Origin of the sequence: Spirillospora sp. NPDC046719 (assembly GCF_040645715.1) — a bacterium.
In the GTDB taxonomy this organism is placed as follows: domain Bacteria; phylum Actinomycetota; class Actinomycetes; order Streptosporangiales; family Streptosporangiaceae; genus Spirillospora.
Window position 1 is genome coordinate 1 of the sequence record NZ_JBEYYT010000316.1, and the last position, 11338, is coordinate 11338.

Below are 11338 nucleotides of genomic sequence, written 5' to 3' on the forward strand. Positions count from 1 at the left end.
CGGGGGCACGGCGGGACCTCCCCCCGATAAACACCGCGGGCCACCGGGGAAGGCGCCCCCGAAGGGGCGCCGACCATAGGTGGCCCAACACGCGTGGAGCTATGGGGATTCGAACCCCAGACCTCCTCCATGCCATGGAGGCGCGCTACCAACTGCGCCATAGCCCCGTGCGACTGCGTGGACGTTCATCCCGCAGCGCTCCGCCAGTGTATAGGACACCGGGGGTGGGTCTCGAATCGTTTGGGTCTCAGGCGCCGTTGTCGGTCCGGTCGTCGCCGAGGACGGGTTCGGGGAGGGTGCCCGCGTTGTGCTCGGCGAGGCGCCACCCTCCGTCCCGCATCTCGGTGATGACGGACCAGCAGCAGTTGGACAGGCCGCCGAGGCGCTCCCAGGTCTCCTCCGGGAGGCCCAGGAGGTGGGACATGCCGAGGCGCAGGGCGGCGCCGTGGGACGCCACGACGAGCCTGCCGGTGGGCGGCAGCTCGTCCAGGGCGCGTTCGAGGGCGGCGCCGACCCGCTTGGCGACCTGCGCGCTGGTCTCGCCGCCGGGCGGCTGCCAGGCGGCGTGCTCCTCGGGGTAGCGTTCGCGGATCTCGCGGGCGGTGAGGCCCTCCCAGGCGCCGCCGTCCCGCTCGATCAGGTCCTTGTCGTACTGGACGGGGAGCCCGGTGACGTCGGCGAGCGCCTGGGCCGTGTCGGCGGCCCTGCGCAGCGGTGAGGCGAGCAGGGCGGTGGGGCGGAGCCCGGCGAGGAGCCGGGCGGCCCGGTGCGCCTGCGCCACGCCCGTCTCGTCCAGGGGGATGTCGGTCTTGCCCTGGAAGCGGCGCTCGACGTTCCAGGCGGTCTGCCCGTGCCGCCACAGCAGCAGGGTGCGCTTGCCCGGCTCGCGGGTCGGGCGGGCGTCACTCACTCGCGCTCCCGACGGCGCGGGCACGCTGCTCCATGTGGGCGTTGACGCTGTCGGGCAGCGCGATGAGGGGGCAGTCCTTCCAGAGCCGTTCGAGGGCGTAGAAGAGCCGGTCCTCCTCGTGCTGGATGTGCACGATGACGTCGGAGTAGTCGAGGAGGACCCAGCGGCCCTCGCGCTCGCCCTCGCGCCGGACGGGCTTGGCGTCGGCCTCCTCGCGGAGGCGCTTTTCGACCTCGTCGACGATGGCGCGGACCTGGCGGTCGTTGGGCGCCGAGCAGAGCACGAAGGCGTCGGTGATGACCAGCTGCTCGCTCACGTCGTAGGCAAGAATGTCGTCGGCCAGCTTGTCGCCCGCCGCCTCCGCGGCGATCCGGACCAGCTGTGCCGCCCTGTCGGATGCGGTCACGATGCGCTCGCGATCCTCCCTGTAGGGGTCGTCTCGGCTAACACCTTCTCATGGGTGGCGGCCGGCGTCCCTGTTCGTTGGTGTTCGGGCTGGTACGGGCGTCCAGTGCCCATTCCAGGGTATGCGGCGCGGCACCCTGATCGTCCGGGCGAAGGTCCAGGGCAGGGCAGTCCGGGACGATCTAGGCGGCGTCGGCGCGGTAGAGGTCGCGCTTGTTGATGTACTGGACGATGCCGTCGGGCACGAGGTACCAGATCGGCTCGCCGGAGTGGACGCGCTCGCGGCACTCGGTGGAGGAGATCGACAGCGCCGGAACCTCCATGAGCGAGACTCTGCCGTCGGGCAGTCCCGGGTCGGCGAGGCGGTGCCCGGGCCGGGTGACGCCGACGAAGTGCGCGAGTTCGAACAGCTCCTCGGTGTCGTGCCAGGTGAGCATCTTCTCCAGGGCGTCGGCGCCGGTGATGAAGAACAGCTCGGCGTCGGGGCCGTGGATCTGCCGCATGTCGCGGAGGGTGTCGACGGTGTAGGTGGGGCCGGGCCGGTCGATGTCGACGCGGCTGACCGAGAACGCCGGGTTGGACGCGGTGGCGATGACGGCCATGAGGTAGCGGTCCTCGGCGGCGGCGACCTTGCGGCCCTCCTTGTGGGAGGACAGGCCGGTGGGGACGAACACGACCTCGTCGAGCGAGTAGAAGTGGGCGACCTCGCTGGCGGCCACGAGGTGCCCGTGGTGGATCGGGTCGAACGTGCCGCCCATGATCCCCAACCGCCGCTTTTGCGTCATGGCGACGAGAATAGCCAGCCAGGGCGGGGCCCGGAACGTCCGCCCCCTGGCCGAAGCTCAGCTCAGCCCGGGCAGGGGCGGCCGGCCGCCGTCCCAGGACACGACGCGGACGGCCTTGCCGACCTCCACCCGCGGGACCGTCCCGCCGGGAAGGGCGACGACCTCGGCGGTGAGGCCGAGCGCCTCGTGCAGCGCGTGGACGAGCGGTTCGCGCGGGTCGCCGGAGACCGCCTCGCAGGCCACGAGCAGCCGGACGGCGGGGCTGCGCCGGTCCACGACGATCTGGTAGTGGGGGCCGACCAGCCCGGAGCCGAGCAGCACCCGCTCGACCTCGCTCGGGTACACGTTGACCCCGCGGACCACGATCATGTCGTCGGCGCGCCCGATGACCTTGCTCATGCGGACGAGGGTCCGGCCGCAGGGGCACTCCCCGCGGGTGAGCGAGGCGATGTCGCCGGTGCGGTAGCGCAGCAGCGGCAGCGCCTGCTTGGTCGGCGTGGTGAAGACGAGCTCGCCGGGCGTGCCGTCCTCGACGGGCTCGCCGGTGGACGGGTCGACGGCCTCGACGATGAAGTGGTCCTCGTTGACGTGCAGGCCGTCCTGCTGGAGGCACTCGGCGGCGACGCCGGGCCCGATGACCTCGGAGAGCCCGTAGACGTCCATCGCCTTGATCGGCAGGACTGCCTCGATCGCCGCGCGCAGCTCCTCGGACCACGGTTCGGCGCCGAACAGGCCGGCCTTCAGCGCCGGCAGCTGGACGCCCGCCTCGGCGACGGCCTCACCGAGCCGCAGCGCGTACGCGGGAGTGCAGGTCAGGATGTCGGGGCGCAGGTCGGCGAGCATGCGGACCTGCCGGTCGGTCATGCCGCCCGACATCGGCACGACGGTCGCGCCGAGCGCGACGGCGCCCTGGTGGATGCCGATGCCGCCGGTGAACAGCCCGTACCCGTAGGCGTTGTGCACGATGCTGCCCGGCTCCGCGCCGGCGCACGCCAGCGACCGCGCGCACATCGCCGCCCAGAGGTCGAGGTCGGCCTTGGTGTAGGCGACGAGCGTCGGCCGCCCGCGCGTCCCGCTGGACCCGTGCACGGCGGCGACCTGGTCGCGCGGCACGCTGAGCATCCCGAACGGGTAGCCGTCCCAGAGGTCCTGCTTGGTGGTGAACGGGAGGCCGCTCAGGTCGGCGAGCGTCACGTCGGCGCCGCCCGCGACGCCGGCCTCCTTGAGCCGGTCGCCCTGCACGCCGCCGGCCGCGACGAGCCGGTCGACCAGCCCCCAGAGCCGGTGCCGCTGCAGCGCGGACCGCTCGTCGATCGACATCGCCTCGGCTCGGGGATCGAACATCGCGCCTCCTGGGCAGGCCACAGCCGGACGCGGGCTCCGCACCGGGGAACCCTCCGCCGAAGTGGTTCGTCGGAACTACCATGCCAGACATGACGGAGAACACACCGGATCGGGCACGGACGCGCTTTCCCGGGATCAGTTCCCGGGCCTACGAACACCCGGCGGACCGTTCGGCGCTCGTCGCGCTGCGCTCGCTGTCCGGGTTCGACGTCGTCCTGCGCAAGCTGTCGGGGCTGGTCAACGAGCGGTCGCTGCGGCTGATGTTCCTCGGCGGGACGGTCCGCGTCGGGGACGACCAGTTCCACCACCTGAACGACATGGTGCGCGACGCCTGCTACATCCTCGACATGCCCGAGGTGCCGGAGGTCTACGTCCGGCAGGACCCGACGCCGAACGCGATGGCGCTGGGGTCCGACCACCCGTTCATCGTGGTGAACACCGGGCTGCTCGACCTGCTCGACGACGAGGAGCTGCGGTTCGTCATCGGGCACGAGGTCGGGCACATCCTGTCCGGGCACGCGGTGTACCAGACGATGATGCAGATCCTGCTGCAGCTCGGGTCGCGGCTGGCGTGGCTGCCGCTCGGCAACATCGGCATCGCGGCGATCATCATCGGGCTGCGCGAGTGGTTCCGGAAGGCGGAGCTGTCGTCGGACCGGGCCGGGCTGCTGGCCGGCCAGGACCTGGACGCGGCGAAGCGGGTCAACATGAAGCTGGCCGGCGGGACGCGGCTGCACGAGATGAGCAGCGAGGCGTTCCTGCAGCAGGCCCGCGAGTACGACGCGGCCGGCGACGTGCGGGACGGGCTGCTGAAGTTCCTGAACCTGCTCGGGCAGTCGCACCCGTTCGCCGTCATCCGGTTCGCGGAGATCGACCGATGGGCGCGCAGCGGCGAGTACGAGCGGATCCTCGCGGGCGACTACCCGCGCCGCGACGACGACGGCAGCGCCAAGGTCACCGACGAGATCAAGAACGCCGCGAAGTCCTACCGGGACTCGTGGGAGCGGACCGCGGACCCGTTCGTCGGCAAGGTCCGCGACATGGCGGACGCCGCGGCGAGCGCGGCGGGCGGGCTGTTCGACCGGATCAACCGCCGCAACGACTCCTGACGTAGTCAGGCCGCGGGAAAGCCAGGCCGCGGGAAGGCCAGGGCCGCCGTGACACGGACACGGCGGCCCTTTTCCGTGCGTCAGAACGGTGCGGGGACGAGGAGTTCGACGTTGCGGTCAGCGGCCTCGCCGCGGCGGTGCTCGGCGCGCTCCTGCCAGTCGTTGCCCGCCAGCTCGCGCGACAGCGACGCCAGGTGGACGGGGTCGGCGAGCCGCCCGCCGTAGGAGGCGGGGCCGGCGGAGTCCAGCACCGTCGCGAAGACCGACAGGGTGCCGTCGCGGTTGTCGGCGATCTCGACGATGCGGCTCTGCTGCGGGAAGTCGATGTGCGCGGCGGTGTTGACCTCCCAGAACCCGCCGCCGGACGGGCGGGCGTGCGGGATGACCTGGTTGCGGTGCGTGTGCCCGTTCACCCACAGCACGACGTTCGGGAAGCGGAGCAGCAGCGCCTCCACCTCGTCGCCGAGGACGCGCCCGCCGCCGAGCGGGTTCGTCAGCGAGGCGATGGGATGGTGGCTGAACAGGACGAACAGCCGGTCCTTCACGGCGTGGCGCACGGTGGAGCCGTCGGCGGCGAGATAGCGGCCGCTGCCCGCCTTGAGCTGGGCTTCCAGCCACGCGACCTGCGCCTTGTCGAGCGAGCCCTCGGAGTAGCCGTTCGGGTTGACGGTGTCGAGGACGAGCCCGCGGACGATGCCGCGGTCGAAGGCGTAGTAGGCGGTGCCGTCGCGGAGATTCGCCTGGGTGAAGCCGTGGCCGTGCGGCGACGCCGTCGTCCGGAAGTGCTCGGCGACGACCTCGGCGCGCGACAGCATCCGCCGGCCCGGGTCGGGGGTGACCTGGCGGAACAGGCCGCCGGCACCGCCGCGCTCGCGGCTGAGCCGGACGAGTTCGGCGGCGTCGGCCTTCTCCAGCATGCGGGCGAGGCGCCGCGCCTGGGCGTCGTCCGCCGGGGCGCCGATCTTGATGCCGCCGGTGGCGAGTCCGGAGACGATCGGGTTGACGGGCAGGTTGCCCTGGACGAGGCCGTCGTGGTTGCCGAACGCGGCGAGCCACGGCATGGTCAGGCCGGTCGCCTGGAACGGGCGGCGCGCGGCGTCGATCAGGCCCCTGACGCGCGGGAACCCGTACTTCGCCATGGGGATGTCGGGCTGCGCGCCGGGCGGCGGGCCGTCGGGGTGCCAGAAGGCGCGGTCGTAGGACGCGAGGTCCATGACGCCCTCGTAGCGGTCCGGGTCGCCGGAGTCGGGGCGGATCCGGCCGCCGTCGAGCAGGTCGATGATCCAGCGCAGCTCGTTGTACTGGACGTTGTCGGCGGCGTCGCCGGTGTTGATGGTGAACGACAGGCCGAGGCCGGTGGCGGGCCCGCGGCCGACCGTGTTGATCGCCCGGACCATCGCCTCGGCGACCTGGGTGGTGAGGATCTCCTGCGGCCGGTAGGCGCCCTCGACGGGCAGCATGCCGGCGGCGTCCTTGAGCCGGTCGGCGAACTCGACGCGCGCCGGGGACTGCGCGTCGATGATGTGCACGTCGGTGAGCTGCCCGAACGCCAGGACGCCGCGCCGGGTCGCGGCCCGCTTCGGGGAGGCGGTGCCGCCGAGGTCGCGGCGGAGCAGGTGGGGTTCGCCCGGCCCGGCGGTGACGGGCCGGTAGCCGCCGGCGCCCGCCTTCCCGAGCAGGTACGTCCGGTCGAGGGTGGTGCCGGCGGCGGGGCCGCGCAGCGGGGCCGCCGCCGCGGCGGCGGGGCGGGCGGGGAACGCGGCGAGTCCGGTGGTGGCGATCCCCGCGCCGAGCGCGGCGCCCTTCAGGACGCGGCGACGGCTGATCTCAGGATTCACAGCCGCATCAGACCATGCCGAGCAACGTGACATCAAGGGTCACAGTGTCACAATTCCGCCGGAGCCACCGGTTCGCGCGCCCGGCGGCCCCGGCGGACCCGCGGCTCAGCCGCGCAGGTGCCCCTCGCCCGTGACGACGTACTTGGTGGACGTCAGCTCTGGCAGCCCCATCGGCCCGCGCGCGTGCAGCTTCTGCGTCGAGATGCCGATCTCCGCGCCGAACCCGAACTCCTCGCCGTCGGTGAACCGCGTCGAGGCGTTCACCATCACCGCGGCCGAGTCGACCAGCGCGACGAACCGCTTCGCGGCCGGCTGCGACGTCGTCACGATCGCCTCGGTGTGGCCCGACCCGTACGTGCGGATGTGCGCGACGGCGTCCTCCAGGGAGTCGACGACGCGGCCCGCGATGTCCAGCGACAGGTACTCGGCGTACCAGTCGTCCTCGGTCGCCTCCACCACACCGTCGCCGTACGAGCGGATCCGCTCGTCCCCGTGCACCGTGACCCCGGCCTGCTTCAGCGCTTCAAGCGCGCGCGGGACGAACGCGTCGGCGATGTCCGCGTGCACCAGGAACGTCTCCGCGGCGTTGCACACCGACGGACGCTGCGTCTTGGCGTTCAGCAGGATGTCGACCGCCATGTCCACGTCTGCGGCCGCGTCGACGTACACGGCGCAGTTCCCGACGCCCGTCTCGATGACCGGGACGGTCGACTCCTCCACCACCGAGTTGATCAGCGAGGCGCCGCCGCGCGGGATCAGCACGTCCACCAGCCCGCGCGCCCGCATCAGGTGCTTCACCGACTCGCGGGACGTGCCCGGGACGAGCTGCACCGCGTCCCCCGGCACCTCCGTCCCCGCCAGCGCCGCCTGCATCACCTGGACCAGCACGGTGTTGGAGTCGTGCGCCGACGACGAGCCGCGCAGCATCGCCACGTTCCCGCTCTTCAGGCAGAGCGCGGCGGCGTCCACGGTCACGTTCGGGCGGCCCTCGTAGATGATCCCGACGACGCCGAGCGGCACCCGGACCTGCCGCAGCTCCAGCCCGTTCGGCAGCACGCTCCCGCGCACCGACTCCCCCACCGGATCGGGCAGCGCCGCGACTTTGCGCACCGCGTCGGCGATCCCGGCGATGCGGCCCTCGTCCAGGCTCAACCGGTCGATCATGTACTCGGACGTGCCGTTCTCGCGGGCCCGCGCGACGTCCGACGCGTTCGCCTTGACGATCTCGGGGGCCGCCGCGACCAGCGCGTCCGCGATCGCGCGCAGCGCCGCGTCCTTCGCCGCCCGCGGCAGCGGCGCCAGCCCCGCCGCCGCCTCCCGGGCGCGCCGCGCCACCATCAGGAACTGCTCGCGCTCGCTCATCGCGAACTCCTCACTGCCGTGTCAGGACCACCAGGTGGTCGCGGTGGATGATCTCGCGCTCGTACTCGGCGCCCAGCTCGCGCGCGAGCCAGCGGGTCGAGCGCCCCATCAGCTCGGGGATCTCGGACGCGTCGTAGTGCACCAGCCCGCGCGCCACGACCCGCCCCTCCGGGTCGCACAGGTCGACGGGGTCGCCCGCGGCGAAGTCGCCCTCGACGCCCGTCACCCCGGCGGGCAGCAGCGACTTGCGGCGCCGCACCACCGCGTCCACGGCGCCCGCGTCCAGCGTGACGCGGCCCTGGCCGGTGGTCGCGTGCGCGAGCCACAGGTCGCGCGTGGACATCCGGCGGGCGTCCGCCGGGTGGAACAGCGTGCCGACCTCGTCGCCGGCCAGCGCGTGCGCGGCGGACGCCGCGTTCGTCAGCACGACCGGGACGCCCGCGATCCGCGCCGCCTCGACCTTGGTGACCATCCCGCCGGTGCCGACCCGCCCGGACCCGCCGAGCTCGACCTCCGCGAGGTCCGCCGGGCCGCGCACGTCGGCGATGCGGCGGACGCCGGGCCGCCGCGGATCGCCGGTGTAGAGCGCGTCGACGTCCGACAGCAGGACGACCGCGTCCGCGCGGGTCAGGTGCGCGACCAGCGCGGCGAGCCGGTCGTTGTCGCCGAACCGGATCTCGTCGGTCGCGACGGTGTCGTTCTCGTTCACGATCGGCAGGATCCCGAGCGTGATCAGCTGCTCCAGGGTGCGCTGCGCGTTGCGGTGGTGCGACCGGCGGATCATGTCGTCCGCGGTCAGCAGCACCTGCCCGACCGTCACCCCGTACCGGGCGAACGAGGAGGTGTAGCGGGCGAACAGCAGGCCCTGCCCGACGCTCGCCGCCGCCTGCTGCGTCGCGAGGTCGCGCGGCCGCCGGGTCAGCCCGAGCGGGCCGAGGCCCGCCGCGATCGCGCCGGACGACACGAACACGATCTCGGCGCCGTCGGCGCGGCGCGCGGCGAGCACGTCCACCAGCGCGTCGATGCGGTTCGCGTCGATCGTGCCCTGCGGGGTGGTGAGCGACGACGAACCCGCCTTCACCACGATCCGGCGCGCCTTCGCGATCGCCTCGCGCTCGCTCATCGGGCCTCTCTCCTCCGGGGGGGTGGGAACCTAGCGGTGGCCGTCCAGGCGGCGGTCGGTGCCGCGCGGGCCCGCCGCGACCTCGCCGGCGACGATCTCCGGCTCCCAGTCGAACACGATCGCGTCGTCCGGAGTGCCGATCAGCACGGTCGCGCCGGCGCTCGCGCCCGCGTCGGCCAGCGCCTGCTCCACGCCGAGCCGCGCCAGGCGGTCCGCGAGGTAGCCGACGGCCTCCTCGTTGGCGAAGTCGGTCTGCCGCAGCCACCGCACCGGCTTCGCCCCGGTGATCAGGTAGGTGTTGTCGCCGAGGTCCTTCACCTCGAAGTCGACGTCCCCGCCGACCGGCTCCGGCCGGATCACGATCCGGGTCGGCTCCGCCGGCGGCAGCGACGCGCGGTGCTCCTCGACCATCGCCGCCATCGCGAACGCCAGCTCCCGCAGCCCCTCGTGGGACGCCGCGGACACCTCGAACACCTTCAGCCCGCGCGCCTCGAACTCGGGCCGCACCATCTCGGCGAGCTCGCGGGCGTCCGGGACGTCCACCTTGTTCAGCACGACGATGCGGGGCCGGTCCGACAGCGGCCGGTCGCCGAGGACGCGGTCGTACGCCTGCAGCTCGCGCTCGATGACCTCGAAGTCGCTGACCGGGTCGCGGCCCGGCTCCGGCGTCGCGCAGTCCAGCACGTGCGCGAGCGTCGAGGACCGCTCGATGTGGCGGAGGAACTCCAGGCCGAGGCCGCGGCCCTCGCTGGCGCCCTCGATCAGGCCCGGGACGTCCGCGACGGTGAACGCGGTGTCCCCCGCGCTCACCACCCCGAGGTTCGGGATCAGCGTGGTGAACGGGTAGTCGGCGATCTTCGGCTTGGCCGCCGACAGCGCCGCGATCAGCGACGACTTCCCGGCGCTCGGGAAGCCGACGAGCGCCACGTCCGCGACGCTCTTCAGCTCCAGCACCACGTCGCGCTCCTCGCCCGGCTCGCCGAGCAGCGCGAACCCGGGCGCCTTGCGCTTGGCGGTCGCGAGCGCCGCGTTGCCGAGCCCGCCCTGGCCGCCGCGCGCGATGACGAACCGGGTGCCCTCGCCGACCAGGTCCGCGAGGATCGTGTCGCCCTCCTTGACGACGGTGCCGTCCGGGACGGGCAGCACGACGTCCGCGCCGTCCGCGCCCGTCCGGTGCCCGCCCTGCCCGGGGCGCCCGTTCGCCGCCTTGCGGTGCGGCCGCCGGTGGTACTCCAGCAGGCTCGCCGCGTTGGAGTCCACGACGAGGACGACGCTGCCGCCGCGCCCGCCGTTCGCCCCGTCCGGGCCGCCCAGCGGCTTGAACTTCTCCCGGTGGATCGACGCGCAGCCGTTGCCGCCGTTCCCCGCGGCGACGTGCAGCACCACCCGGTCGACGAACTGCGCGCCCGAACCCGCTCCAGCGGCCACGGTGGATCCTCCTCGGTGTCGGCCCTCGAACAGGGCGCTCGCCCCATGGACGGGGCGCCCATGAACAGGGCAAAGGGGCGGACCTTCAGCGGTCCGCCCCTTGGAAAACGTCTGATGCAGGCGGACTACTCCGCCGGCGGGACGATGCTCACGGCGTTGCGGCCGCGGTACCGGCCGAACTGCACCGCGCCCGCGACCAGCGCGAACAGCGTGTCGTCGCCGCCGCGCCCGACGCCGGGGCCGGGGTGGAAGTGGGTGCCGCGCTGGCGGACGATGATCTCGCCGGCGTTGACGACCTGGCCGCCGAACCGCTTCACGCCGAGGCGCTGGGCGTTGGAGTCGCGACCGTTACGGCTGGACGATGCGCCCTTCTTGTGTGCCATGTGACCGCTCTCCCTTACTTCCCGGAGTTGATACCGGTGATCTTGACCTCGGTGTACGGCTGACGGTGACCCATCCGCCGCTTGTAACCGGTCTTGTTCCGGTAGTGCATGATGTTGATCTTCGGGCCCTTGACCGCGCCGAGGATCTCGGCGGTCACCTCGTAGCCGGCGAGGTCGGCCGCCTTGCTGACGACGTTGTCGCCGTCCACGACCAGCAGGGCCTGAAGCTTGACGGTCGAGCCGACGTCACCGGCCAGCTTGTCGACGGTCAGCACGTCGTCGACGGCCACCTTCTCCTGCCGGCCGCCTGCGCGGACAATCGCGTACACCGCGGATACCTCTCGTCTGCGCGCGCTTCCGGACTGAACCGGTCCCACGCGTGGCTTACACCAGCCCCCGGATGAGGGCCTACCCCCGGCACCGGGCCGAGGGCGGCACGCCAGGGCGGAACCCCGGCGCTCTCTGCTGTTCCCCACCGGATCGGCGGGGGGCGCACCGGACGAGCCCCGGACGGGCCTCGCGGTGCTGGTCCGGACGCGCCACAACGCGCGCCGAACCCCAAGTGTACTGCATCCCTTGTGTCCGCCGTGTCGTGGGGGGGGGGGGGGGGGGCGCGGCGGCCCCGCGGGGGGGGCGGGCCCGCGGGGGGGC

At 73.2% G+C, this 11338-nt stretch carries 11 protein-coding genes and 1 tRNA gene; 1 reads left to right on the forward strand and 11 read right to left on the reverse strand.

Annotated features, from left to right (window positions below):
* Positions 1-94 precede the first annotated feature (94 nt).
* The 5 genes from ABZ914_RS36600 to ABZ914_RS36620 all read right to left on the reverse strand — a co-directional run bounded on the left by ABZ914_RS36600 (position 95) and on the right by ABZ914_RS36620 (position 3444).
* Positions 95-167 (reverse strand) — tRNA-Ala (locus ABZ914_RS36600).
* A gap of 80 nt (positions 168-247) precedes the next feature.
* Positions 248-910, reverse strand: coding sequence for a histidine phosphatase family protein (locus tag ABZ914_RS36605; protein ID WP_500198922.1), 663 nt, complete (start codon positions 908-910; stop codon positions 248-250).
* The gene (gene rsfS / locus ABZ914_RS36610) at positions 903-1316 is read right to left on the reverse strand and encodes a ribosome silencing factor (RefSeq protein WP_190868373.1); all 414 of its coding nucleotides are present in this window, start codon (positions 1314-1316) and stop codon (positions 903-905) included. Before rsfS ends, ABZ914_RS36605 begins: the two co-directional genes overlap by 8 nt.
* Before the next feature lie 181 nt (positions 1317-1497).
* Positions 1498-2100 (reverse strand): nicotinate-nucleotide adenylyltransferase, encoded by a 603-nt coding sequence (gene nadD / locus ABZ914_RS36615; RefSeq protein ID WP_190868374.1) that lies wholly within the window; start codon positions 2098-2100, stop codon positions 1498-1500.
* A 57-nt stretch (positions 2101-2157) separates the two neighbouring features.
* Positions 2158-3444 carry a phenylacetate--CoA ligase family protein gene (locus ABZ914_RS36620; RefSeq protein WP_500198924.1) on the reverse strand — a complete coding sequence of 429 codons (1287 nt, stop codon included), beginning with the start codon at positions 3442-3444 and terminating at the stop codon, positions 2158-2160.
* An 89-nt stretch (positions 3445-3533) separates the two neighbouring features.
* Here ABZ914_RS36620 and ABZ914_RS36625 point away from each other — a divergent pair, with 89 nt between their 5' ends.
* Positions 3534-4553, forward strand: a complete 1020-nt coding sequence (locus ABZ914_RS36625) for a M48 family metallopeptidase (RefSeq protein ID WP_500198925.1) — start codon at positions 3534-3536, stop codon at positions 4551-4553.
* 80 nt (positions 4554-4633) lie between these two features.
* Here ABZ914_RS36625 and ABZ914_RS36630 read toward each other — a convergent pair whose 3' ends face one another.
* The 6 genes from ABZ914_RS36630 to rplU form a co-directional block, all read right to left on the reverse strand.
* On the reverse strand, positions 4634-6391 hold the full coding sequence (locus ABZ914_RS36630) for a TIGR03767 family metallophosphoesterase (RefSeq protein ID WP_500198927.1): 1758 nt from the start codon (positions 6389-6391) through the stop codon (positions 4634-4636).
* A gap of 105 nt (positions 6392-6496) precedes the next feature.
* Positions 6497-7753 (reverse strand): glutamate-5-semialdehyde dehydrogenase, encoded by a 1257-nt coding sequence (locus ABZ914_RS36635; protein WP_500198929.1) that lies wholly within the window; start codon positions 7751-7753, stop codon positions 6497-6499.
* Positions 7754-7763: 10 nt separating this feature from the next.
* The gene (gene proB / locus ABZ914_RS36640) at positions 7764-8876 is read right to left on the reverse strand and encodes a glutamate 5-kinase (RefSeq protein WP_190868378.1); all 1113 of its coding nucleotides are present in this window, start codon (positions 8874-8876) and stop codon (positions 7764-7766) included.
* Positions 8877-8906: 30 nt separating this feature from the next.
* Complete coding sequence (obgE, locus tag ABZ914_RS36645; RefSeq protein ID WP_500198930.1) at positions 8907-10304, reverse strand: GTPase ObgE; 1398 nt, start codon at positions 10302-10304, stop codon at positions 8907-8909.
* 125 nt (positions 10305-10429) lie between these two features.
* The gene (rpmA, locus tag ABZ914_RS36650) at positions 10430-10687 is read right to left on the reverse strand and encodes a 50S ribosomal protein L27 (RefSeq protein ID WP_151544591.1); all 258 of its coding nucleotides are present in this window, start codon (positions 10685-10687) and stop codon (positions 10430-10432) included.
* Positions 10688-10701: 14 nt separating this feature from the next.
* Entirely contained in the window at positions 10702-11016 is a 315-nt protein-coding gene (rplU, locus tag ABZ914_RS36655; protein ID WP_190868380.1) for a 50S ribosomal protein L21, read from the reverse strand.
* Between the last annotated feature and the right edge of the window lie 322 nt (positions 11017-11338).

Coding starts and splice junctions, on each gene's coding strand:
- nadD (WP_190868374.1), bottom strand. CDS start 2,100: ATGACGCAAAAGCGGCGGTTGGGGATCATGGGCGGCACGTTCGACCCG.
- ABZ914_RS36620 (WP_500198924.1), bottom strand. CDS start 3,444: ATGTTCGATCCCCGAGCCGAGGCGATGTCGATCGACGAGCGGTCCGCG.
- ABZ914_RS36625 (WP_500198925.1), top strand. CDS start 3,534: ATGACGGAGAACACACCGGATCGGGCACGGACGCGCTTTCCCGGGATC.
- ABZ914_RS36635 (WP_500198929.1), bottom strand. CDS start 7,753: ATGAGCGAGCGCGAGCAGTTCCTGATGGTGGCGCGGCGCGCCCGGGAG.
- proB (WP_190868378.1), bottom strand. CDS start 8,876: ATGAGCGAGCGCGAGGCGATCGCGAAGGCGCGCCGGATCGTGGTGAAG.
- rpmA (WP_151544591.1), bottom strand. CDS start 10,687: ATGGCACACAAGAAGGGCGCATCGTCCAGCCGTAACGGTCGCGACTCC.